At 37.3% G+C, this 24,040-nt stretch carries 19 protein-coding genes; 12 read left to right on the plus strand and 7 right to left on the minus strand.

The features are described from left to right. Window positions 1–93 precede the first annotated feature (93 nt). Window positions 94–549, plus strand: a complete 456-nt coding sequence (locus F886_RS11455; protein WP_005305214.1) for a hypothetical protein — start codon at window positions 94–96, stop codon at window positions 547–549. A gap of 830 nt (window positions 550–1,379) precedes the next feature. Continuing rightward, on the plus strand, window positions 1,380–1,685 hold the full coding sequence (locus F886_RS11460; protein WP_005305220.1) for a hypothetical protein: 306 nt from the start codon (window positions 1,380–1,382) through the stop codon (window positions 1,683–1,685). A 38-nt stretch (window positions 1,686–1,723) separates the two neighbouring features. Here the strand turns inward: F886_RS11460 and F886_RS11465 are convergent, their stop codons facing one another. Continuing rightward, window positions 1,724–2,881, minus strand: coding sequence for a catalase family protein (locus tag F886_RS11465; protein ID WP_005305222.1), 1,158 nt, complete (start codon window positions 2,879–2,881; stop codon window positions 1,724–1,726). 183 nt (window positions 2,882–3,064) lie between these two features. Here F886_RS11465 and F886_RS11470 point away from each other — a divergent pair, with 183 nt between their 5' ends. Further along, window positions 3,065–4,936: a non-contractile tail sheath protein gene (locus tag F886_RS11470; RefSeq protein WP_005305225.1), complete on the plus strand. Its 1,872-nt coding sequence runs from the start codon at window positions 3,065–3,067 to the stop codon at window positions 4,934–4,936. A 229-nt stretch (window positions 4,937–5,165) separates the two neighbouring features. After that, window positions 5,166–6,275, plus strand: a complete 1,110-nt coding sequence (locus F886_RS11475) for an S-(hydroxymethyl)glutathione dehydrogenase/class III alcohol dehydrogenase (protein WP_005305228.1) — start codon at window positions 5,166–5,168, stop codon at window positions 6,273–6,275. Between the two features lie 55 nt (window positions 6,276–6,330). Here the strand turns inward: F886_RS11475 and F886_RS11480 are convergent, their stop codons facing one another. The 6 genes from F886_RS11480 to F886_RS11505 form a co-directional block, all read right to left on the minus strand. Next, window positions 6,331–7,302 (minus strand): DUF4882 family protein, encoded by a 972-nt coding sequence (locus F886_RS11480; protein WP_005305231.1) that lies wholly within the window; start codon window positions 7,300–7,302, stop codon window positions 6,331–6,333. A gap of 112 nt (window positions 7,303–7,414) precedes the next feature. Further along, window positions 7,415–8,431 carry a fimbrial protein gene (locus F886_RS11485; protein WP_005305233.1) on the minus strand — a complete coding sequence of 339 codons (1,017 nt, stop codon included), beginning with the start codon at window positions 8,429–8,431 and terminating at the stop codon, window positions 7,415–7,417. Next, window positions 8,428–10,989, minus strand: coding sequence for a fimbria/pilus outer membrane usher protein (locus F886_RS11490; RefSeq protein WP_005305236.1), 2,562 nt, complete (start codon window positions 10,987–10,989; stop codon window positions 8,428–8,430). The genes F886_RS11485 and F886_RS11490 overlap by 4 nt, the downstream gene beginning before the upstream one ends. Window positions 10,990–11,044: 55 nt before the next feature. Beyond that, complete coding sequence (locus F886_RS11495) at window positions 11,045–11,779, minus strand: fimbrial biogenesis chaperone (RefSeq protein WP_005305239.1); 735 nt, start codon at window positions 11,777–11,779, stop codon at window positions 11,045–11,047. Window positions 11,780–11,867: 88 nt separating this feature from the next. Further along, complete coding sequence (locus F886_RS11500) at window positions 11,868–12,401, minus strand: fimbrial protein (RefSeq protein ID WP_000731819.1); 534 nt, start codon at window positions 12,399–12,401, stop codon at window positions 11,868–11,870. Window positions 12,402–12,896: 495 nt separating this feature from the next. Then, entirely contained in the window at window positions 12,897–13,187 is a 291-nt protein-coding gene (locus tag F886_RS11505; protein ID WP_005305243.1) for a hypothetical protein, read from the minus strand. 1,037 nt (window positions 13,188–14,224) lie between these two features. Here F886_RS11505 and F886_RS11510 point away from each other — a divergent pair. Genes F886_RS11510 through F886_RS11545 form a run of 8 tightly spaced genes read left to right on the plus strand, consistent with a single transcriptional unit; the run spans window position 14,225 to window position 23,934 of the window. Continuing rightward, window positions 14,225–15,283, plus strand: a complete 1,059-nt coding sequence (locus F886_RS11510; RefSeq protein ID WP_005305246.1) for an ABC transporter substrate-binding protein — start codon at window positions 14,225–14,227, stop codon at window positions 15,281–15,283. Window positions 15,284–15,296: 13 nt separating this feature from the next. After that, entirely contained in the window at window positions 15,297–16,007 is a 711-nt protein-coding gene (locus F886_RS11515; protein WP_000209266.1) for a class II aldolase/adducin family protein, read from the plus strand. Between the two features lie 33 nt (window positions 16,008–16,040). Next, window positions 16,041–17,234: an LLM class flavin-dependent oxidoreductase gene (locus tag F886_RS11520; protein WP_005305251.1), complete on the plus strand. Its 1,194-nt coding sequence runs from the start codon at window positions 16,041–16,043 to the stop codon at window positions 17,232–17,234. 10 nt (window positions 17,235–17,244) lie between these two features. After that, window positions 17,245–18,819, plus strand: a complete 1,575-nt coding sequence (locus tag F886_RS11525; protein ID WP_005305254.1) for an ABC transporter substrate-binding protein — start codon at window positions 17,245–17,247, stop codon at window positions 18,817–18,819. Between the two features lie 5 nt (window positions 18,820–18,824). After that, window positions 18,825–19,976: an ABC transporter permease gene (locus F886_RS11530; protein ID WP_005305257.1), complete on the plus strand. Its 1,152-nt coding sequence runs from the start codon at window positions 18,825–18,827 to the stop codon at window positions 19,974–19,976. Next, window positions 19,973–20,821 (plus strand): ABC transporter permease, encoded by an 849-nt coding sequence (locus F886_RS11535; protein ID WP_000096369.1) that lies wholly within the window; start codon window positions 19,973–19,975, stop codon window positions 20,819–20,821. The genes F886_RS11530 and F886_RS11535 overlap by 4 nt, the downstream gene beginning before the upstream one ends. A 2-nt stretch (window positions 20,822–20,823) precedes the next feature. Then, on the plus strand, window positions 20,824–22,641 hold the full coding sequence (locus F886_RS11540) for an ABC transporter ATP-binding protein (RefSeq protein WP_005305261.1): 1,818 nt from the start codon (window positions 20,824–20,826) through the stop codon (window positions 22,639–22,641). Window positions 22,642–22,668: 27 nt separating this feature from the next. Further along, the gene (locus F886_RS11545; RefSeq protein ID WP_005305264.1) at window positions 22,669–23,934 is read left to right on the plus strand and encodes an acyl-CoA dehydrogenase family protein; all 1,266 of its coding nucleotides are present in this window, start codon (window positions 22,669–22,671) and stop codon (window positions 23,932–23,934) included. The last annotated feature ends 106 nt before the right edge of the window (window positions 23,935–24,040 follow it).

Genomic DNA, 24,040 nt, shown 5'->3' on the forward strand with positions numbered 1-24,040 from the left:
GGCAGCACAACAATTACATTAGAAAACATGATATCTATCATACTTCCTTAAAGGGCTGAGTGAGTAGCCTGACAATAAAAGGGAGAAAATAAAATGCCACAATATTTAATCATTGCTGAGAATGTGTATAAAAAAATTGAGGACAAAAATTTATTTTCTGAAAGCTCAGCAGAGAACTTAAATCAGTTGGTTAGCGTAATCCGCAAAGAAATTAAAGGAACCAAGTTTAAACTTAAATATAATTTTATAGATTTTGAAGAGTGCTTAACCAAGCCATTAGAAGAGTGCGCGATTAAGTTGGATATGAGCCTTATGCCCAACCATAAAAATAAAGATGAATATATACTTTGGCTCGCGGGTTTTATCGAAAGAATTACAACGGGAGGAGAGGCTAAGCTTCCACCAATCTCGAAATTTATTCCTCCAGACTTTAAGTTTAACTATGACGAACCTCCTAAAGTGTCATCATCGACAAGTGATGATGGGGAGATGATTATTAATTATTTCAAATCAGATGCCTTTACTAAAATTATAAAAGAAGAAAAATAAGTTCAAAAAATATAGAAGTGATCGTCCACTACACTTCTATATGTCGCTGTAAATTCAGCAACCGCCTTCTGGGGCGGTTTTTTAATTTAGCTCTCCTTATTCTTATAAAATATATTGTTATAACTTTTCACAAAAGTTTGCATAACGCACAGAATCAGCTCCATTGGCCTAAAAACAGATACAACCTTGAATGTTAATTTTTAATTTACTTAATTATCTTTTGGAGATACCAATGTTCAAAGCTCTGTTTTTCTTTAGTGCTGGTGCTGTTTTCGGTTATTGCTGTAAACACAAAGAGGATAAAGCTAAAAAGGAAAATTCTTCTAAATAAGCTAAATATATTCTTAAAAAACTTACTGCTTAGTCAGTTTTTATAAGGAGGTGTCTATGCTCCACAACCTTAGACAAATTTTCTGTATTCATGTCTGGGAATATGATTTTGATATAACTCACGATGAAATTAAAAGAGTGCAGAAAATGTGGGAAAGTTCATAGAGTGAAGAACTTCCGCAAACTTACTTAAGATTTAAAGAAGTGCTTTTCCTCTTAAGTAAATATTAAAAATTAAATAGGCTTAATAGTTTAAATATGTTGAGCCTATTTAATATAAATTTTAAAGCCGAGTGTTTTAGTCGATATTAATACCTACTAATTTAATCAGAATAAAAAAGCAAAAATAAATCACACTTTTAAACAATATGTTGTTATTATCGCCACAACTGATCAATTAAAATTAAAAATGCAGAAACAATTTAATAAAAATTAAAAACTTATTTTTATAACTTTGAAATTATACTTATATTTTATAAATAATTAATAAGGAGATAGAAATGCCAAAATACTTACTATTAGCAGAAAAAATTAATAAAAATATTAAATATAAATACTCTAACAATCATTTTAAAAACTTAAATAATCTCATCATAGAAATCAAAAAAGCCATTGCAGGTACAGAATTAAAATTTTTATATAACTTTGTGAATTTCGAGGGTACAGTTGTTAGCTTTAAAAATGAACTACCTATTACATTAGATATAAGTTTGATTCCAAAGCATAAAAGTGAAGATGACTTTGTTTTATGGTTAGCAGATTTTATTGATCGTATTACTATAGATACAAGCAAAGGAATTGACTAAAGGTAGTTAGCTTAGACAAACCATCAGGGATAAAATATTTAAGGTTCCTGTCTAGGGGCTGAATTCATATCATGTCGAACTCTGCTTATATTTTCATAAATGACCTTACGCATTCTGTTTACAGCACCTAATGGCTTATGTTCAGGTAAAGCATGCCACGGCGTAAAAGAAAGATTTTCACAGAACTGGTTTTGTTCAGGTGTATCAAAGTTTTGCTTTGGAATGTGAATAGTTGCTACTTGATAAAAGGGAGCTGCTTTTTCATCCCATTCTGTCATCGCATCTTCTACTAGCATTTTACTTGAAGTTCTCGGCTGAATAAGGAACTCCATACAGGCGTCATTATTTTGCAAAGTATTTTTTAAAGCTTCTCTTAAAAAATCATGATTAGGGTTTTTAGGTAGATTATTTGGTGCTACCGAACAAGCACGTACTGAATATTTAACTGCTTTCCGATCTTTGCCAAGTCCCAACTGATAGGGAACCATAGACCAATAACGTGCATAGAGTGGGTTTGCAATTTGTGAGTTACGTGCTCCCAGCGCATTCATGGTTCCCTTAAAGCCTAAGGCAAAAGGAATATGAAGTTTTCTGATCATATTATGGCTATTCACATCATTCATAAAAGAAAGATATCTTTTTGCATCATTGGCAAAAAAGACAGGGTGATTAATCATAATAAAATCTTGAGTGGTCGCTTGTTTTTCACTTTCTAAAATTTTGTCTCCAGATATACCTAAAAGTTTTATGGCGATGCCTCGTGCATCTTTGTTAATGTCGGCACTCGTGGCGTCATTAGACGCATTTGAAAAACGAATCCATGCTTGATAACTTTGATCTGGGATAAAAACTCCTTTAGCAAACTGAGCAGGTATATTTTTTGAGACATGAAACTCGGCTCGCACACAACCATGCGCTTTAGGATGTGCATCACGCAAAGCATTTCCCGCCGTGTATTGTTCATGAATTGACTTTTCAATGACTTGAGCTATGTTTTCAGCTAGCACTTCCTCATTAGGCTGTAACTTTTCTCCTAAAAATGGATCGATCTTTGGATATGGAATATTTTCCGAAGAAGCCTTTATTGGGATGGCTCTTTGAGAATATAAAGCGTCACTACAACCTGTTAGTGCAAAAACAAGAGGAGTAAATACAAACAATATCCTAAAATGAGTAGGCTGCATAAAATTTGACATTTATTATCTCCTCGGTGCAAAAATATTTTAGGATAATGTTAAGTTTAATTGTTTAACTATATTTTGAGCTTTATAAAAAATATTAACTGTAAATAATTTAAACGTCATTGTTACTTATCTGAACAATAAAATAAAAATTATTATTTAATATAAAACCTCTTAATACATTAAGAGAATGTAGACATGATAACTAACTCACAAAATGTACAAAATAATTCTAATTCATCACCACATCCAATCACTCAAAATACACTTATTGATCGGTTTAGTCCTATCTATTGGAGAATAGACGGTCCACAAACGATGTCTTTTGCTATTACGAATTATGGAAATGGTTTCGAAGCATCTTTTAGAGCGCGAATGGCAAATGATTTAGTAGGAATTACGTGGGATTCTTCTGATACTAAAGATCATAAATTTTTAGCGTATCAGACCAAATATAGCTATGCAGGGGTGGTTTGGGACTTCGATATTGAGTTATCTGCCACGATGCCAGTGCTTAACAATCCAAGTTTAACGCCCACTTTAACGGTGTACTATAATGAAAATGGTGTAGATAAAGTTGCCTATGTTGTCTTATTTAACTATGCAAATAATCCTTCATCGCGAACGGCACATATTCATATTAACTGGGATACAGTAAAAGCTGGATTTTCTGCTACAGATAGCTTCCCGGTAACTAACATTCAACGGATTTCATTTTCAGGTTTCACGAGCCATTATAATAGCCAATCAGCCTTACCTTTAAGCCAGCCTGAAGATGGCTACATTCGTCTGACCAATTCAGTCGTAACTGGTACAAATGCAAAGTTAAATTTGAGCCGTGTGGTTGTTCCTCAGCACAATTATGGTATCTGTACGAGCTATGACGACCACTATGATTTAAATCCTCAGCGCTTAGTCAACAATATGGTGACTTTGGGATATAAGGGTTTGGTTAACCACTATTGTGGAATGTCACATTATCCTGAAATGACATGGAAAAGTGATATTAATAAATGGCAAATACCAGATACGTTGGTAACAGGTGAAGCGGTTGTTAACTCATGTACGCGTAAATGGCATGAGAAATATGCGCAGGCTTTACATAGCGCCAGTCTACAACCCATCTTTGGGGTAAGCTTTGAAATGTACTCCTTGGGGGCCAATGAATATTGGGCACAGCGTGATTGGAACAGTAATTTGGGTAAAACAGGCTACCAACCACCGAGCTATTTTTTTAGTTTAAGTCATCAGAATGCTTTGGCATATCTACGTAAAGTCTTTATTGAATTTGCAGATGCAATGGTAGTAGGGGGATGTGATGTAAACATGCAGATTGGTGAACCTTGGTGGTGGTATAACACCGATACAAATCTACCTTGTGTATATGACTATCCAACAAAACTAGCCTTTAATGCAGATACAGGTTTATATGCACCAGATTTGGGGACAATTTATGAAGCAATGAATAAGACAGGAACACCATATGATGAGTTTAAAACATGGCTCAGAAATAAATTAGGTCAAACCTGCCAAGACATTCGCACGGTCATTAAAGCAAAATACTCCGCTGCCAAAGTTAGCCCCCTCATTTTCTTTCCATCTATTCAATCTCCAATTCAGACTTTAGCCACTTATATTAACTATCCAAGCCAACATTATTCATATCCCAATTTTGATTACATGATGACAGAAGCTTATGACTGGCTATTGGAAGCTCGCTTAGATTTGGCACATCAAGCAGTTTCACAAATACCAATACAAGGACTAGGCTATCCTGCCAATAAAGTCATTTACTTATCAGGTTTCGTTCCTGATGCATCTATTGCCTATATTTATGGATTTGATAAAACCAAGCCATATCGAACGCCTATTTGGCAACGAATTTTTGGTGACATGAAAAACAATATTTCCTTAGGTTTAATGAAGCAATTTATTTGGGCCTATCCACAGGTTATGTTTGATTCAATTACGATCGATACCACTCAGGCTCCAAATGGCTTCTTTGTTGAAAATACGCTGTATTCGCCAATTAGCGATAACACACCATATCCACCAGATATTTACCTCTAAGTAAACGTAACCCTTTTATAAAATAAGTGATTTGATAAGAAACCTCTTCAAGTAAGAGGTTTTCTTCTTTTTGAAACTGAAGCTTGCTTAGAGATACATGACTGGCTATGCTGTGATGGATTGTCATGAAAGCCAATTTTAATTTAAGCAAAATTAAGCTCTTGTATTACTGTTACATAATCTATTTTGCTCGACTATAAATACCGAATGATTTAAAGGAAACCCAAAGATGAAATCTCGTGCAGCTGTCGCCTTTGCCCCAGGAAAACCTTTAGAGATTGTTGAAGTTGATGTTGCCCCACCTCAAGCGGGTGAAGTTTTAATAAAAATTACCCATACAGGGGTATGTCATACCGATGCTTTTACATTATCTGGCGATGACCCAGAAGGTGTGTTTCCTGCCATTTTAGGTCATGAAGGTGCAGGTGTGGTAGTTGAAGTGGGTGAGGGCGTAATAAGCGTTAAACCTGGTGACCATGTCATTCCACTTTATACTGCTGAATGTAAAGAATGCTTATTCTGTAAATCTGGAAAAACCAACTTGTGTGTTGCAGTACGTGCGACTCAAGGTAAAGGTGTAATGCCAGATGGAACCACGCGTTTTTCTTATAATGGTGAACCAATTTACCATTACATGGGTTGTTCAACATTCAGTGAATATACGGTAGTTGCAGAAGTATCTTTAGCAAAAATCAATCCTGAAGCGAATCATGAACAAGTATGTTTACTTGGATGTGGTGTGACGACTGGTATTGGCGCCGTGCATAACACAGCTAAAGTACAAGAAGGTGATTCTGTTGCTGTATTTGGCTTAGGCGGAATTGGTTTGGCTGTTGTACAAGGTGCACGACAAGCGAAAGCTGGGCAAATTATTGTAGTAGACACCAATCCAGATAAATTTGAACTTGCTAAGCAATTTGGTGCTACAGATTTCTTAAACCCTAAAGATTACGATAAACCAATTCAGCAAGTCATTGTAGAAATGACAGGCTGGGGCGTAGATCATTCATTTGAATGTATTGGTAACGTCAATGTAATGCGCTCAGCTTTAGAGTGTGCACATCGTGGTTGGGGACAATCCGTCATTATTGGTGTTGCTGGTGCTGGCCAAGAAATTTCGACTCGTCCATTCCAGTTGGTTACCGGCCGTAAATGGTTAGGTACTGCTTTTGGTGGGGTAAAAGGCCGTTCACAACTTCCAAAAATGGTTGAAGATGCAATGAAAGGTGAGATTCAACTTGAACCATTTGTAACGCATACTATGCCTTTACAAGACATTAATACTGCTTTTGATTTAATGCACGAAGGCAAATCAATCCGTACAGTCATTCATTTCTAAATGAAATAAAAAGGGCTGTGATTCAGCCCTTTTTTACAACTTATGATTTTATATGTTAAATGGCATTACCGCACATGTCAGTTGTACCCTGAGGATAGCTAAACTGTAGCGCATTACGGTCAGTAATGAGTTCGTTCGACAACTCTTGTCCAAATAATTGATTAGAATATATTCCTATACTACTTGAGACAGAAAAACGTATATTCTCTAGTGGAGCAGGTAAAGTAGATTGATAGCCGTGATCAACACCATTTATAATAAAGCCAATCTGTTTAGTGTTCTGATTAATATACATCCCTAATCTTTGGTATTCATTTGAATTATTTGTCATATTTTGACCTTTATAATATGGATTGTTAGGCCCACTATTATCACTAAGTCGATAAGCTGTATAATAGTTTAATCTAGCAGGATTCTCACCAAAATCTGGATCATACCCCCCCATATCAAACCAATAGTTGGACCTAACTGTATAGCCATTATTTGTTACACCACTAAATCCAATGCTAGAGGAGTAATAAGTAGAATTTCCAAGTGATGAACTCCCAAGAGTTGATGTTGGAATTTTAAGTTCCATTTCAAATGCAACGATACCTGTGTGAGGTATAGTTAAATCACCAATTTCATTAGTCGAATTAACACTAGCTTTACTTGTAGCTACATAATCTACGTAACCATACTCACTTTCTAGTCTAGGCTCCACCTTAAAACCAAATTTTTGGACATTTATCGATGGGAATATTTTCGTAGGAAAATCAGGGTGTTCATTATTCCAAAGATCGTAATCTTCTTGAGTCGCATCAAAATTGTATTTGCAGACTGGGGCAGAAGAATTAAGGGAGGTAGTCTGAGCCAAAAGCATTTGAGGTGCTAATTTTTCATTCTTTGCAGTTGATGAAATGGTTTTAGATACTACTTTTTGGCTAGATTCATTACGCGATACGGTACTCGTATTGTCAGAAGATACTTCATACATTGCCCAACATAATGTAATTGCACTAACAGCAACTATACCTATTTTTTTCATAAAATATTCCTATAGAGTTAAGTATTAAATTTTTAGAAAGTATTGATAAAATAAAACTTATTATTAATTCTAAATATTTGAAATTATTATATTTATAAACTATTGAATATGATTAATCATATTCAATAGTTACAGTAGCCATGGCACGAACTTTGCCAGGCGTAACATTTGCTGCTGTTTGATAATAACGAGCAGTCAATGGAACATCATATTGAATGGTTTGATTTGATTTCACAGTTCCCAGTTCTAATTTATTACCTAAGCCAATAACTTGATTCTTATTTTGATAATTCCATACAAGTTGAACTCCAACACCATTTGCTTTAGTTGCATTTGGTTCAAGATTTTTTAAAACTTGGGTATTTGTGCCGTCTTGTTGATAATCAAAACTCAAGCTAATGAGGTTTTTCTCTTCATAACCAGTTGGGTTGATACCACCATTACACAAAATATTTAGATCGAAAGATTGATCTCCCTGAGTTGAACCAACACCTTTAAACCCAGCTTTTGTAACTGTCGGTAGTTGTACCTGCTTATTAATAGCGCCACGCCATTCACAAGAAGAAGAGGCGATCGTAATTGCATTAGCATTAACCGTACTAGTTAAAAAAGGGCGATCACTTCGGCTTCCGGCATAATAACTACTATAAACACCAGGGACTAAAGTTCCAGATCCAGTATTTTCAGCCGTTTTTACAATTTCTACAACAAAATAGCCTTCTGCAAGGGTGAAACGAGTGCTTGGGACGCGACGAGTATAAGGATAGTAACCAGAGAAATTTCCAGCATTAAACGCTTCGCGATAGAGACGAATACCAATCCCTGGAATATTAGTTGAATAGATGCTATTACCAAGTACGCTAAGTGGATAACTTTGTAATAACTGTGCCGTCAACATATCCGAAGTGCTACAGGTATACATAGTATTAGGATCTGGTCTAATCTCAAAAAGGGATTTAACCAAAACTTTACCTACAGGATCACTTGGGCGAACTACAACTCGTCCAACTTGCATCGCAACATCAATTGTTCTGAAACCGTTGCTAGTCGTACATGCTGCTTGAGCACCTGTATTAATACAAAAACCTAATACAACTAAAGCACCACTATTTAAGAGTAATTTTTTCATTTGCAGACAGCCTCAGTCATTACCATGCTTTGTTGCTTATTTTGCAACTGATTACTGATATTGTACTCAACCGAACAACGCTCATTGCTTTCATCGCCCCATTTCACATAAAGATGATCTTGAGCAAGTGGGGTACGTAAGTAAATCATACTACCTTGAGCAACAATACCTACAGCTTCATCTTTTTGGTTAAAGACTTGAGCTGCAAACGGTAAACTGTTGCCATCAGCAGTTTTACTATTAATATAAACTGCATAACCAGTCTTAGTCGCAAAATCAACTTTAGCAATTGCGCCAGCAAAAGGTGCAATTCGTTGACTTGTTTCTTCAAGTTCTACTTGGCTCGACATCTCTTGTGGGTCAAGAGTAATGTCATTAAGGCGGTACGGGGTAACATACGGAATAACCGCATAACCAGCCTTATTCACGCTTAAACCAATGGTATTATTAACTTTTGCACCAGCGGCCTCTGGAGCATGCACCAGTACCATGGTTTGGCCTTGCTCAGGTCCAAATAAAATACCATCTGAATGTGCAACTACACTACCACTTAAGCTAACCATTGCTTGTTGGTAAGAATCAGCAATACTATAAGAGCCGCCAACAGTTGCATAGTTAGTACGATAACGGCCATTTGCGTTAAATGATGGATTTGCATAGTCCTGATGCGACACCGAGGCACCATAGCTAAAGCGATCACCAACCATTCCACTTGCACCAACAGTACGACTATCTTCAGAAGCGCTCACGTTAACGTTAACTGAGTTCTTCTTAAAGTTAATCGGGAATGAGAGCGTCATTAAATATTCAGTATCATGCGACGCATCATTTGAACCGTACTCAACCTTACGGTTAATTGCAGATAAACCGTAAGTTAAACCATGGTAGTTATTGCTATAACCAATTTGGTACTGTTTAGTACTTTCGCTACGATTCCAATAGTCAACCCACGAACCTACTACATAGAAGTTACCCCAACCTTCAGGAAGACCTTGGTTCAAAGTAATTTGGAATTCACTACGCTGATGGCCAGCAGCAGCATAGGTATTTACGCCTTTTTCTTCTAAATCGCGAATAAGTAGAGCATCACGTAATTTATAGAAATTTTCTGTTGAGTAACGATACGCAGCAAGGGTTAAGTTTGTATTTGTTGGAGAAATCAACTTACTATAACTTAAACGGAAACTTTGCCCAGATTGTGATGACTGTTTTTCAAAATTAGCTTCAGAGTGGGTAACATCTAATGCAACAGCACCGATTGGTGTAGCAAAAGCAGCACCCAGCAATACAGCAGCATAATTTTCAGTTGCTTGTATGCCCGTATAACCTGTTAGGTAGTTGTTAATACCTTGCTGGTATTTACCTTGAACTACCCAAGGATTAAGATCGATATCTTGATCTCGGAACTGACCTACAGTTAAAGAATAACGGTTTACACCTGGACGTAACATTTGTACAACTGAAGCATATGGAACCGAAAATTTTTGTACTTGGCCATTTGCTTCAATAATAGAAACCTCAATTTCCCCACCAAAACCAGTAGGGTAAAGGTCATTAATCTCAAAGTTACCTGGTGCAACAGTTGTCTGATAGATAAGTTGGCCTTGTTGACGAACTTCAACTTTTGCATTGGTTTTTGCATTACCACGGATACGTGGCGCATAACCAAGCATACTATTTGGCAGCATTCGATCATCACTTGAGAAATCGATACCACGATAACCAATAGAATCAAATACTTCGCCATTTGTAAAACTATCACCTAGGGTTAAAACACCACGGTATTTAGGGAATGCACGCTGTAAGTAAGTACTTGTTTCTTCGTAACTTGATTTAGATTGGTTTTCAGCAGGCGTATCTTGCCACTGCCATTGACCATTATGACGTAATTGCCAACCAGCAATATTTAAACCAGCTGTAACGCCCATAAATGCGTTTGTTGTTTCGCTTCGGTCACCAGACTGATTAAATGTTTTGTAGGCACTACCACTATAAGATAAAAAACCAGCATTAATACCGCGATCCCATACGCTTGGGTCGACATAGCCTTGCGCATTTTTTTGCAAAGCAACTTGCGGAATCGAAATATCTACACGTAAACGAGACGTATCAAACTCATAAAATGCATTTTCAACCCACTCTTCAATTTTATAACAACTATTATTCTCTTTTTGAAGGGTCGTATGCTTAGACAAAACGTCTTGTTTAACGCCGTACTCAAGCAGGTTCATTCCTGTAAAACACGTTTCTGCATTTTTATTAGGGTCTAATGCTTTAAAGACCATACGACGTTTACCAAACCATTGACCATTTACATATAGATCAACGTTGTATTCGCCCGGTAAAACTGGGTTACCGTATTTAAATCGAGAAATGTCAACTTTTTGAGCATCTCCAATTAAAAAAGCAGAATCAAATTCAGCCTCTACTGGAGCACTCGTAGTTGTTTCTTCAGCATGCACGAATACAGGCATTGTCATTGTGACAACACCAGAAGCCAAGTAGTAACAAATATGGCGTTTTAATAATTTATAAGATTCTTGCCTTTTTTTTGGCATAGCTAAGTCCGCCTACACATATAGGTGCTTAAATTTATTAAAAAGATAAATCTGATTACTGAAGTTTTATTTGGTGCTCAACGCGACCACCGTAGTCATTGACATTAATAAAACTCATATCTTGAAGATTGCCATTCTTAAGCTGAACTGACGCTTCAGAAAAAGGTTTAATCATTAAACCTTGAGGTAATAAATCAACTTTTTTATCACCTGCCTTTTGATAAACAGAAGTCAGCGTAATATGAAAAGGGGAAGGATTTTTTACCGTTAAATTTTGACCAGATTTAACCCATTGAAGCTTATCTGATGCTAAATTCGCATCGTCTTTAATCGAAGCTGGTCGATAAAAGAATTTAATTCTTGAACGAATCGCAAGCTGTAAGAAATTATCAGGTGTCGTATCTTCACTTTTTGAAGTAGGTCTGGGTGGAATGTCTAAAATATTCAACCATAAAACCGTTTCTTGCTTCTGATTTAACTGAGAAGCATTTGGTAAAGCTGTAATACGAAGGGTCTGACTTTTTGTAGCCTCAACACGAGAAATAGGAGGAGCAATCATAAAAGGAACTTTTGATTGGTCGGGCGTACTTTTTGGGTCACCTTCATCAATCCAAGCTTGGACAAGTGCTGGCTTTGAACCGTTATTGCTAACTTGTAGCGTAACTTCGCGAGCATCCGATGGATAAATTACACGGGTGCCATGAATTACAATTTCTGCTTGAGTAGCAGGTGCAACAACTGACGAAGCAAATGCCAAACCTAACAAAAAATTATAACTGTTCAATTTCATTTTTCGAGTTCTCAACCAACAAGGATTCAGGAAAGTGTTACACAAAACAGGGTTTCCATGCGGACACAGAAACCCCGCTATCAATTAATTATTGATAGATAATTGTGTATTGAACAGAAGTAGTTACTTTACCAGCAGTAGAAGCGCCAGTTGCATAGTATTCAGCATAGTAGTTAAGGTCAGCACTTGCGCCTTCAGCTACGTCAACCCATTGAGAGTTAGCTTGAGCACCGTTTGCACCAGCAGCAAGAACTGGGATGAAATTGTTGTTACTACCTAAAAGTTGAACGTTAACGTTTTTAGCACCAGTAGCATCTTGGTTAAGTAAACGACCAGTATTGAAGTCAACAGTTGCACCTGGTTCGAAGTAAGTAGCTACTTTACCTTGTGAACAGTTAGCTAAGTTGATTTGGAAAGGAGTACGACCAGCAACATCCCCAGCAACAGCTAAAGTTTGTTTAGAAACAGTTGGAAGAGTAACTGTGAAGTCTTTACCAGCTGGAGTAACGATGTCACAAGTTTTGTCTGTAACTAAACCATTAATTGTAATTGTACCATCAGCAGCTTGAGCATTCGCAATCCCTACAACCGAAAGAGCAGCGATCAAAGCAAGTTTTTTCATAGTGTTTTCTCAAAAGTCTGGATAAAAGTTTATTTCCTTACTTTTCCAGTGTTTGACATCTTGAAAAGTAATGCGGCGATATTAACACTTATTAAACAAAATGCAAACTAGATCACATTATTTTTTCATAATAAAAATTAAATCACACTAGAAATAAATGCTTCAAGACTGCCTTTTACAGGCTATATAGCTGTTTATAAATAATTTTTGTTTTTTCGAAAAAAGAAGAGATACAGAGATAAGCAAGTTACATAAGAACACTATGTAAATAAGAAAGAATTGAACAAATTATGTGAAAAATAAGCTTAAATTCTTACAATACAATTATATAGAATAATTTATGCATATGTATATAGAAAAAACATACAAATAGTCAGTTTTTATTAAAAAAGAGCGATTCATCATTTAATTCATCAAAATGTGCGAAGAATTCGACAAATCACTCTTAAATCATACTTATTGTATGAGTAGCCTCAAAAGCTACGCCTTATTAAGTTAGTGATAGTTGATAACCACCACTTTGCGATTAGAACCTATACTTTCGATGCTAGTGTCCATTTTCTCAGTATGTTGAGCTAGGTTAGAAAGACTATTTTTATTTAAATATTCACTATCAAGTTTAATATTTAAATTGTTTACCTCAACACATTCTATCTCGCTATGCTGTGTTGAGCATGTATCTTCAACAATATTTCCTCTTATCATTATTGTGTTATTTGCATAACAAAATAATGGGGAAGTGGAAAGCACCATCAGAACAAGAAGTTTAAAAATATTATTTTTCATTTTATATACCTATTTATAAAATAGTTTATATATATTTGATACAATATTTTTAATTCAAAAACAATCATTAAGTTTAAATCAAGAAAAAATATTAATTTTCATGTGATATAAATCACATTAACTATTTTAAATAATGTAATAGTTAGAATTATTAAATCATATTAATCCATATAATTATTTAAAAATAAATATAATTAATTTAACTTATTGATATTTATATAATTTTTAAAATTAAAGATTAACAAATAAACAGGCGAGGATAAAATCATCAAATAATATATGATTAAATATTTAATAAATATGTAATTTATTAACTTGATTCTAGTATTTATATTTCAAAATTACTACAGAGAAATAAGATACCAATTTTATTTAAAATGTGACTAATTTAACTTTATCATAAATAAATTAAAAATTAATTACGCTTTATTTATTAAAAATTATTTCCGACCTGCAAGCATATTGAAACCCATCACACTTTTTTAATATATTGAGGTATAAGATATAATTTTATTTCTAACTACAATTTAAATATTTACGATTTTTAAAGACTGAACAATATTAATTAGAGAAAAGCGTAGCAGTGTTTAAACGCGACATCTTTAAAAATTATTTAAAAGAAGTGCACTATTTGAGATAAAAGCATAATGAATATTCATCTAGCTTTAGAGTTAAAGAAGTTTGGTCTTAGACTTATTTGCAGGTAGACAACATTTAGTTAAGTTCTATAACTATCTGAATAAAGAAATATTCACTTTAGCGTCATCGTCACCAAGCTTATTTCGGCCATCTACTAAAGCTTCAAGCTGCATTCCAGCGAGTACTAAGATAGCTGATCGTATATTTTTTCATTTTGCAAGTTATGTTTGCCTGAAGTAAATGTTGATAAAACAACACTGGCATTGAAAAATGATGAAATATAAACATTTCCAATCCTGTTGCATTCATATAAATAATTGAAAATAAATAATAAATTAAATTGGCATAAAAACTGCTCAATGTAAGTGATGAAAGTGGAATTATCCTAAGGAATCCGTATGTCACTTGTAGTAGATAAAAAAGAAAATTCTAAAGAATTTGTAAAAAACATCCTGTCTGAAATTTGGGTCACTCGATGTCCAGTGCCTACAGCAACAGGTATTTCATTAAAACGCGGTACTTTAGTTAAAAAGTTTGAAAAGCACGGCATTGATGTTGCCGTCTTACAAGATGCGCGAAAAGGTTTATCAGTTCATCATTTTGATCACCAATTGCCAGCTCTGTTCCGAGAAGGTGGGAATGTACCTGCATTAGCTGCACGTTCTGAAGGGGCGCCAAGCCGACTTATTGGATTGACTTGGATTGATGAGTGGCAAGTCCTTATTGTGCGACCTGATTCAGATATTAGCCAGCCAGAGCATTTAAAAAATGCGAAAGTTGCTTTACCAGAATACGCTGACAAACGTGCTGGCAGTATTTTTAGAGCCATGTCATTGCAAGGTATTCGTGGTGCTTTACAACTTGCCAATCTCACTTTCAGAGATGTGAATTTTATTGAAGTACCTGAGCGTGCAGGATCTAAAGAGAATCGTGATGCGAGCACGTATTGGTCAGGTCTAGACGCATTAATTACAGGTGAAGTTGATGCTGTGTATGTAAAAGGAGCATCTGCTGTTGAAGCTGCAACTAAACGCGGTCTTAAAGTTGGAATTGATTTAGATAAATTTGAAGATGTGACTTCTCGTGTTAATAACGGCACGCCTCGTCCAATTACAGTCCATGAAGACCTATTAGAAGATCATTTTGATGTGGTCGTCGATTTTCTTGAAGAGTTATTCGATACCGCAGATTGGGCACAAGATCATTTAGATGAGGTCTTGGTCATTTTAGAAGATGAAACGATTGCTGGGGCAGAGAGTGTTGCGACAGCCTATCGAAATAATTTTCATAAGTCTTTACATCCGTCATTAAGTGAAGACCGTTTAGAGCTTTTAAAACAACAAAAAGATTTTCTTTGGTTGCATGGTTTCTTAGAGCGCGATGTCGATATTGAAACATGGGTTGATCATCGTCCTTTACTCGAAGTTTTAAAACGTCGTCAAAATAAAAAATTTTAAAGAGGATTTGATCATGACAACACTTATTCAAACGCCATTGTCTCGCGAACTCAATGACTTTATCGAATTGAACCGTGAAAAAGCTGAATTTGCTTTTGAAGTATTCCGTGAAACAAGAACAATTACCGCAAACGGAACAGTTAATTTTGTTGAACGTGGACCTGAAAATACCTTAGTGACTTTTAACTATGCAGGGCCGTGGTCTAAAGATAAAAAAAGCAAAGTATTGGTGGAGACAATTGATGGTGAAGTTTTACTGGGAAGAAAAAGTGCAGGTGGGCGCTATAACAAGCTTTTTAAAGAGCATGCAGATGTCACCACAATATCTCATGTACACGCGCCGAATTTAGGCGCTTGGGCTCAAACCCATCGTACTTTACCGATCCGCTATGTGCCTGTTCAGCGCTTTCATTTGTTTAAAGAGTTGCCGATTTATATTGATCGCCGTCAAGCTGAAGTGGATTTTATTTTAGATCAACTCAAAGTTGATATTGAACATCGGGCCATCTTGGAAGCCAATGGCGGAGCGACTGTATGGGGACGCCAAGGACTACAGGAAACTGCTGAATTTATTTTATTGCTTGAAGAAGGTGCTCAAATTCAGCTGCTGGCTGAATTAGTCGGTGGGAGCCGAGAATACGGGCAAGGGGTTTTACATCAGCAATGGAAAATGAGTGGATTGACTGAAAAAGCAAAATCGCTGGGCTTACTTCCTCTGAATTAGATAAAGATTTAAAAAATAAAGATCGAGAATACTATGGCTGTAAAACTTTTATGGTATCTCACTTCTCCAGATGGGCCATATCCTTGGTTGGAATCTGGGCGGTGGGATACTGATTATGAACACTTGCAACAGATTGCGATTACCGCAGATCGACTTGGTTTTTACGGTTCACTCATGGGTACAAGTGAATATGAAACACTTGCTGTTGCTGCAAGTTTAATTCCATTTACTGAACGTTTAAAGTTTCTGGTTGCCCAACATCCTGGAGAAGTCCAGCCAGCAGTTTTGGCAAAATATGCACAAACTTTTGATGCATTTTCTAAAGGGCGTTTGTTATTTAATGTCGTTAATGGAAATGATAAGGGTTTGGCAGCTTTAGGCATTCACTATACTCATGATGAGCGTTATGACTTTAGTAAAGAATACTGGAATGCATTTCAGCAAAATTACTTAGGTGATACCTCTGGATTTGAGGGCGAGTTTATTCAAATTGCTCCACGCTTAGAGGGTGGATCTCCAATGTCCAAATGGCGTGGTCCGACTCAAAAACAAGGTGTTCCGTTGTGGGGAGCTGGAACTTCTGCCAAAGGCGTTCAGCATTCTGTTGAATTGTTAGATGTATATTTAAGTTTTGCGAATACACCGCCGTTACTTGGAGAAAAGTTTAGCAAGGTTGCGGCTGAGGCAGCAAAAATTGGCCGAACTTTAGAATTTGGGACTCGATTACAAATTATTGTTCGGGAAACAGAAGAAGAGGCTTGGCAATATGCTCAGTCGTTACTTGACAAGATTGATGTAAATTATGCAATCGAAGCTGTTAAACGACAGCTTCCTCCAAATGAAAGTTTTGAGAGTTATCAAAGTAACAATCCATCTATTCAAAAGAACTTAGAACAATTACGTCAAGGGGTTTTGCCTCAAGCTAAAGATTTTGAAATTTATCCTAATGTTTGGACTGGCCCATCTTTATTTGGTTTCGATATTTTAAACCCAGCTGCAGGGACTGCCTTAGTGGGTAGTGCTGAAAATATTGCCAAACGGATTAAAGAATACGAAAGCTATGGTGTATCAGCCTTTATCTTGTCGGGTTTTCCTTTAATTGGAGAAGCCTATCGGGTAGCAGACTTATTGTTTCCTTTATTAGAGCTAGATCATGGTTTTGAGTTACCTAAGCTAAATAAAAATTCATCCATTGATTCCCTCTTGAATCAAGAAGTCGTGGTTTAAGGGAGAAGGCATGAATAAAATTACACGTAGAGAACTCATTAAACAGACTGGATTAGGTGTTGGTGCTTTTGCTGCAATGAGCCTTATAGGATGTTCTAAGCCCGATTCTTCATCTTCTCAAAGTGCCACTGCCGCTTCACCCCAAAATGATACGCCGAAAAAAGGTGGTGTTATCAAAATTGGAGTGATTAATGGGAACCAAGCAGGCAACTTAGATGCACATAAACCTATTGGTATGTCCAGTGCGTTTAGAGGCTGGCCTTTATATGCAAAGTTATGGGAATGGGGCCGAGATATTCAGCCAAAACTTGCCCTTGCTGAATTTGCTGAGCCCAATAATGACGGAACCAAATGGACTATTCGCTTAAAAAAAGGACTCGAATTTCACCACGGTAAAACCATTACAGCCGATGATGTTATTTTCTCTTTACGGCGCTTAACTGACCCCAAACTTGCCTCACCATTTGCAGCTTATCTTTATTCTTTGCAAAGAGATGCAATTAAAAAGCGCGATGAATACACCGTTGAAATTCCTTTTTCTCAAGGAAAGGGATTGGTTGCTTTACCAGAAGCATGGATGAGCTGGGGTGGTATTGTTCCTACAGATTACGACCCAGTTAAAAATGTAGTCGGGGCTGGCCCCTTTAAGCTTGAAAGTTTTACACCCGGCCAGCGTTCACGTTTTGTACGTTTTGAAAATTATTGGAAAGAAAATCAACCTTATGCTGATGCAATAGAAATTATTGATTTTAAGGATCAGACAGGGCGTCTTGCTGCTTTGCAATCTGGCCAAATTGATATTGCATCTGGAGTAAGTGCTGAGCATATTGCTTTAATTCAATCTAATAAACGACTAAATCTAGTTTCATCGGAAACCGATGCTTGGCAATCATTTGATATGAATACGTCTAAAGCACCGTTCAATGATCCTCGGGTACGACAAGCTTTTAGATTGATTGCTAATAGAGACGATTTGGTCAAACGTGCTTTAGCTGGGCAAGGACGAGTTGCAAATGACCTTTATTCGTTTAGCGATCCTGTATATGACCACAGTATTGCTCAGCGCAAGCAAGATTTAAATAAAGCAAAATCGCTACTCAAAGAAGCTGGTTTTAATAATAGTTTAACGGTCGATTTATATACAGGCCCAGATAGCAATGCCGCATTAGTTTTTGCTCAGCATGCTGCTCAAGCAGGTGTCATTGTTAATGTTAAACAGGTTGAAGCTGCTACTTTTGCGGATGCAGTAAAACAAGATTGGGCCTTTAGTACAGGCTCGAATGTTTCGCGTCCTTTCTTATTAACAGTCTTGCAAATTGATGGGCCGGGTGCGGCAAATAATAAAACTCGTTTTAAGAATGAGCGTTTTACGGAACTAGTGCATGCAGCATTGCAACAACCCGATTTGGAAAAACGAAAAGTTCTTGTTCATGAAGCACAGCATATTCAACATGAGCAAGGTGGTTTACTCATTTGGGGCTTTAATAATGTCCTTGATGCACATTCGAACCAAATTGGTGGTGTAACGCCTGATCTCACAGGCTTTGCTGCGTGGCGTACAGATGAATTCTGGCGTAGAGGGTAACCGATATGACAATTCAATCCAGCAAAATAGAAGCATCCATTCAACAACCAGCAATTGCCAAGTCATTTGAGTTTCCTGCATGGTTACCTTGGTTTTTGACACGTTTGGTGTCAGGAGTATTGGTTGTATTTGTTATTAGTCTCATTGTTTTTATTGCAACACAAGCACTTCCATCTGACCCGGCTCGCGTCATTTTAGGACCAGAAGCACCTGAAGCAACGGTACAAATACTTCGTGAACAATTGGGATTAAATGATCCGATATTGCTTCAATACTGGCATTGGTTGAGTCAATTGTTACAAGGTAATTTTGGACGCTCGATTGATTCCAATGTACCTGTTTTACAAATTATTCAGAATTATTTTGGTAACACAGTTGCACTCACGAGCCTCGTGATTGTTGTTACTGTACCACTTTCAGTCGTGTTAGGTGTGTGGCTCTCGCTTCATCGCGATAGCAAACTCGACCGTATTATTGTCTCTAGCTCTATTGTGTTTAAAGCGGTGCCGGGGTTTGTTATTGCGATTTGGTTAATGATGTTTTTTTCAACATCGGTTTTACATATATTACCAGCCGCATCGTTGCTGATTCCTAATGAGTCGCCTTATAGCCAACTAGAATTTTTAATTTTACCAATTTTAACTTTAGCTTTATCACTCATTCCATATCTGATGCGTTTAGTGCGTGGTTCCATGATCGATGCCCTAGAGTCAGAATATGTAACCTCTGCGCGACTGCGAGGTATTCCTGAGCGCCGGATTATTTGGAAACATGTTTTACCAAATGCATTGGTTCCTGTGGTGCAGGGTACAGCATTGACCATACGAGTTTTGCTGAGTGGTGCTCTCATTATTGAGGTGGTTTTCAGTTACCCCGGTATTGGTAATGCGCTCAATGCAGCAATCGAAATGAGGGATATCCCGACCATTCAAGCAATCGTTTTATTGCTCACCATTTGTGTGGTGGTTGTTAATTTAATTGCAGATTTAATCACGACTTTACTCACACCAAAAATACGAACTGCAAAAAGACACAAAGCACGTTCGCCAGGGCGACGTCAGGCATTACGTTTATGGAAGTCTGGCCGACCAATTACTGTAAAACCTGTCGATCGTCGCAATGCGTTAAAGAATATTCAGCAAGGAGGTGGGAAATGAGCTCACTTCATTGGTATCAAAGAAACTTTTTTCAAACATTAATTCGTGAAAGACAAGTACGTTTTGGATTTGTAGTCACAGCTCTAGTTTTGATTTTCGCACTGGTTGGACCGTTATTTGTTGCATTTGAGCCCACTGCCTTGGTCGGTATGACTTATGGACCACCCGAAGGAAAATCATTTTTAGGTTATGACTATATTGGTCATGATGTTTGGTCACGTGTACTTGCTGGCGGTGCTTCAATTATCTGGATGACGCTGGCTGCCAGTTTGGTCGCATTAGTGATTGGTTCTAGTTTAGGCATATTAGCTGCTTTTGCACGAAATAAGATTGATCAGTTCGTGACTTGGCTGACTGATGTTTTTATGGCCTTTCCCGATCTTATTTTGGTCTTACTTATTGTTTCGATGTTAGGTCGACAGCCTTGGCTCATCGTTTTAACGGTTTCAATTGCTTTTATTCCTGGAGTCGTACGTCTTGCACGAAGCGTTGCACTTAATTTAGTGGAACAGGAATATATCGAAGCTGCCCGAATTCTTGGTTATTCAAAAACCTATATTTTATTTCGTGAAATTTTACCCAATATGTTGACGCCTTTACTCATTCATCTTGGTGTGATGCTGACATGGGCAGTGGGTATGTTGTCTGGTTTGGCTTTTCTGGGTTATGGCGTGGCACCTCCAGCAGCAGATTGGGGACTCATGATTAATGAAAATCGTGCTGGTTTATTAGTTCAACCATGGGCCGTGTTTGCTCCTGTCATTTTAATTGCTTTGTTTGCACTCGGAACGAATGTATTGGCAGAGGGAGTTGGACGTGCAGCAGCTCGGATTGAGGAAAAATAAACATGGCAAATACATTTAAAAATACAGTATTGACCGTAACAGACTTAACCGTGGCATTGGTAAACACCGGCAATCACATCGTTTCTAATATTTCATTTAGCTTGAGAGAAGGTGAAGTTCTAGGTCTGGTCGGAGAAAGTGGTTCTGGTAAAACGACATTATCGAGTGCCTTATTGGGCTATGCACGACATGGCGCCAAGATTATTCAAGGAACTATTGAACTGGACGATGAAGATATTCTCAGTTTAGATGATCATGCTTTACGTCAGATTCGTGGCTATAAAATTAGTCATGTCGCTCAAGATCCTGGAACGGCACTCAACCCAGCATTAAGTATTGGTCAACATTTATTTGAATTATTAGAAGTCCATCAAGCACAGTTATCGAGCGCTGAAAAATACCAAAAAGTAGCTAAAATTTTAGATGAAGTGGGGTTACCTCATGATGAGCTATTTCTCAAGCGTTATCCCCATCAACTTTCAGGTGGACAGCAACAACGAATTTTATTGGCCTTGGCATTCTTGCTACAGCCACGTTTGATTGTTTTAGATGAGCCAACCACCGCCTTAGATGTGACGACGCAGACATTGGTGTTGAACATCATTCGTAAATTATGCCGTGAATATAATGTTGCTGCTATTTATGTATCGCATGATTTAACGGTTGTAAAAGACATTGCAGATCGGGTGATTGTTTTATATTCAGGGCGAATTGCTGAAGATGCGGTATTAACCCAACTATTTGAAACCCCTAAACACCCTTATACGCAAGGTTTACTTAATGCCATTCCCGATGTGGCCATTCGTAAATATTTATCTCCCATTGAAGGACATGCACCTTCACCAAATGAACGTCCAGCGGGGTGTGCTTTTGCAGTACGTTGTACTTTCGCCACAGATATATGCCGTCAAAAACAACCTGAATTAACTCAATTAAAAGATGAGTTTGACCCGCATTTTGTTGCTTGTCACCATTCGGATCATGTTGGCGTGATTACTTTTAAAGAGATTAATCATCAGGTTATTGAACGAGAAACTGATCGAGAAGCACTGCTAAAAGTTGAACATATTAATGCATGGTATGGGCAGCAACAGGCTCTTTTTGATATCTCATTTCAACTCAAAAAAGGCGAATGTTTAGCATTAGTTGGTGAATCGGGTTCAGGAAAAACTACTTTATCGCGTGTCATTGCTGGCCTGAATGAAAATGCAGATGGACAAATTACATTAGCAGATGAAGTCTTGTCATTGCGTGGGCAACAGCGTCATTTGCAGCAGCGACATAAACTGCAATATATCTTTCAAAACCCTTATAAAGCCTTAAATCCAGCGCATACGATTGGTCAGACATTAATTAAGGTCGTGCAGCATTTCTTTGAAGCATCTCGACAAGAAGCCATAGAAAAAGTCACACAGGTACTTAAACAAGTCTCTCTGCCTCTACAAGTTCAAGAACTCTATCCTAGAGATTTATCGGGTGGGGAGAGACAACGCGTAGCGATCGCGCGAGCTTTGCTGTGCCAACCTGATGTTTTGATTTGTGATGAGATTACCTCTGCTTTGGATGTTTCAGTTCAGGCATCTATTTTAAAACTGCTACAAGACCTTCAGCAGCAAGGTGTGACCTTACTATTTGTGACCCATAACCTAGGGGTTGTTCGCGCAATCGCAGATCGAGTCGCCGTATTAAAAAATGGACATATTGTTGAATACGGTGAAACAGATCAAGTGCTTAGTCATCCTCAACATATATATACCAAAACTTTGCTTACCCATGCGCCAAGCTTGTTTAAAAACAACGTGCTTGAAGTTAGCGCATAAAAAAGAACAGATTTTCCGGAGTTAAAAATGAACGATATTAACCAACGTAATTTTTTAGAATTAGGTAGTGTAAGACATATTCAAAGTGAGCAAGAAGCACTTGAGATTGCAAAAGAGGTGGCAAATCAACTGAATCAATTTGCTCGAGATCCAAGTTATAACAAGACTGTCCCTTATGATCAGGCGCGTTTAATTTCAGAAGCTGGTTTAACCGCGATTATTGTGCCTAAGCAATTTGGAGGCTTAGGTGCCAGTATTTCAACATTGGTCAATGTGGTGAAAATTATTTCATCTGCCGATGGTGGTGTAGGACAGTTATTACAAATTCACTTCACTATGTTCCGAGGAATTTTAACTGGCTATGACGATGAAATCCGTGATCAATTACTTGCCGATGTATTAAGTGGAAAACGTTTGGGCAATGCACTTGCAGAAGTTGGAGGCAAAGATAAGTTTCAGCATAAAACACGTGTAGAACGAAATGCAGAAGGACAATTAATTTTAAATGGCAGTAAGTTTTACTCTACGGGCTCTTTACTCGCAGAATGGATTTCTTTATTTGCGGGTAGTGATGATGGACCAGTCTCAATTTTAATTCATCGAGATACACAGGGAGTAGAGTTGCTCGATGACTGGGATGCAATGGGACAAAATAATAGTGTCAGTGGCACTGTTAATTTTAAAGATGTGGTTGTTGATGAACGTTATGTTGCCAAGCGAAATACAGGTGGTTTAGGCACGGTTCTACGTACGGGACTCACTTGGCCTCAAATTTTACACGCTGCAATGGACACAGGAATTGCCAAAGGGGCATTACAAGGCGGGATTGATTATTTACAACATCATGCTCGACCTTGGGTAGAAAGTGGGGTCGATTCCCCTACACATGAATCTCATATTATTAAACAAATTGGTGAGTTTGCTGTTTTAGTTCGTTCTGCTGAGGCATTGTTAGATCGTTCAGCACAGATTTTTGAACAGCATTTGGCAAATATAGAAGATGAAGACTTACAAACCGAACTGATTTTATCGGTTGCTGCTACACGAAGTCAGTCTGATCATGCATCTTTAAAAATTTCGAGTGAAATTTTTGGATTACTCGGGGCAAGTTCAACCTTATCGAAATGGAATCTAGACCGCTTCTGGCGAAATGCACGAACTCACACCACGCATGATCCAATTCGCTGGAGGCTCTATCATGTTGGAAATTATTATTTAAATAATATTCCACCAGGAGAATACAATTCAGTGCTTCTGAAGAAACAGGCGGAAAATGTGACTAAATTTAATTAAACTGAATCCGACTTAAATATTTCTATAACTTATGGAAGAAAATATCTTGGTGGAATCTTGCCAAGTTCTCATCTAATTTCAGGATAAGCCGTCGGCTCGACCTACT

The sequence above is a fragment of the Acinetobacter sp. NIPH 542 genome (assembly GCF_000369825.1).
Classification (GTDB): Bacteria; Pseudomonadota; Gammaproteobacteria; order Pseudomonadales; family Moraxellaceae; genus Acinetobacter; species Acinetobacter oleivorans.

What these genes read in the sequence shown, in the direction of transcription:
- F886_RS11455 (WP_005305214.1), top strand. Translation starts at nt 94, where the DNA reads ATGCCACAATATTTAATCATTGCTGAGAATGTGTATAAAAAAATTGAG.
- F886_RS11460 (WP_005305220.1), top strand. Translation starts at nt 1,380, where the DNA reads ATGCCAAAATACTTACTATTAGCAGAAAAAATTAATAAAAATATTAAA.
- F886_RS11465 (WP_005305222.1), bottom strand. Translation starts at nt 2,881, where the DNA reads ATGTCAAATTTTATGCAGCCTACTCATTTTAGGATATTGTTTGTATTT.
- F886_RS11470 (WP_005305225.1), top strand. Translation starts at nt 3,065, where the DNA reads ATGATAACTAACTCACAAAATGTACAAAATAATTCTAATTCATCACCA.
- F886_RS11475 (WP_005305228.1), top strand. Translation starts at nt 5,166, where the DNA reads ATGAAATCTCGTGCAGCTGTCGCCTTTGCCCCAGGAAAACCTTTAGAG.
- F886_RS11480 (WP_005305231.1), bottom strand. Translation starts at nt 7,302, where the DNA reads ATGAAAAAAATAGGTATAGTTGCTGTTAGTGCAATTACATTATGTTGG.
- F886_RS11485 (WP_005305233.1), bottom strand. Translation starts at nt 8,431, where the DNA reads ATGAAAAAATTACTCTTAAATAGTGGTGCTTTAGTTGTATTAGGTTTT.
- F886_RS11490 (WP_005305236.1), bottom strand. Translation starts at nt 10,989, where the DNA reads ATGCCAAAAAAAAGGCAAGAATCTTATAAATTATTAAAACGCCATATT.
- F886_RS11495 (WP_005305239.1), bottom strand. Translation starts at nt 11,779, where the DNA reads ATGAAATTGAACAGTTATAATTTTTTGTTAGGTTTGGCATTTGCTTCG.
- F886_RS11500 (WP_000731819.1), bottom strand. Translation starts at nt 12,401, where the DNA reads ATGAAAAAACTTGCTTTGATCGCTGCTCTTTCGGTTGTAGGGATTGCG.
- F886_RS11505 (WP_005305243.1), bottom strand. Translation starts at nt 13,187, where the DNA reads ATGAAAAATAATATTTTTAAACTTCTTGTTCTGATGGTGCTTTCCACT.
- F886_RS11510 (WP_005305246.1), top strand. Translation starts at nt 14,225, where the DNA reads ATGTCACTTGTAGTAGATAAAAAAGAAAATTCTAAAGAATTTGTAAAA.
- F886_RS11515 (WP_000209266.1), top strand. Translation starts at nt 15,297, where the DNA reads ATGACAACACTTATTCAAACGCCATTGTCTCGCGAACTCAATGACTTT.
- F886_RS11520 (WP_005305251.1), top strand. Translation starts at nt 16,041, where the DNA reads ATGGCTGTAAAACTTTTATGGTATCTCACTTCTCCAGATGGGCCATAT.
- F886_RS11525 (WP_005305254.1), top strand. Translation starts at nt 17,245, where the DNA reads ATGAATAAAATTACACGTAGAGAACTCATTAAACAGACTGGATTAGGT.
- F886_RS11530 (WP_005305257.1), top strand. Translation starts at nt 18,825, where the DNA reads ATGACAATTCAATCCAGCAAAATAGAAGCATCCATTCAACAACCAGCA.
- F886_RS11535 (WP_000096369.1), top strand. Translation starts at nt 19,973, where the DNA reads ATGAGCTCACTTCATTGGTATCAAAGAAACTTTTTTCAAACATTAATT.
- F886_RS11540 (WP_005305261.1), top strand. Translation starts at nt 20,824, where the DNA reads ATGGCAAATACATTTAAAAATACAGTATTGACCGTAACAGACTTAACC.
- F886_RS11545 (WP_005305264.1), top strand. Translation starts at nt 22,669, where the DNA reads ATGAACGATATTAACCAACGTAATTTTTTAGAATTAGGTAGTGTAAGA.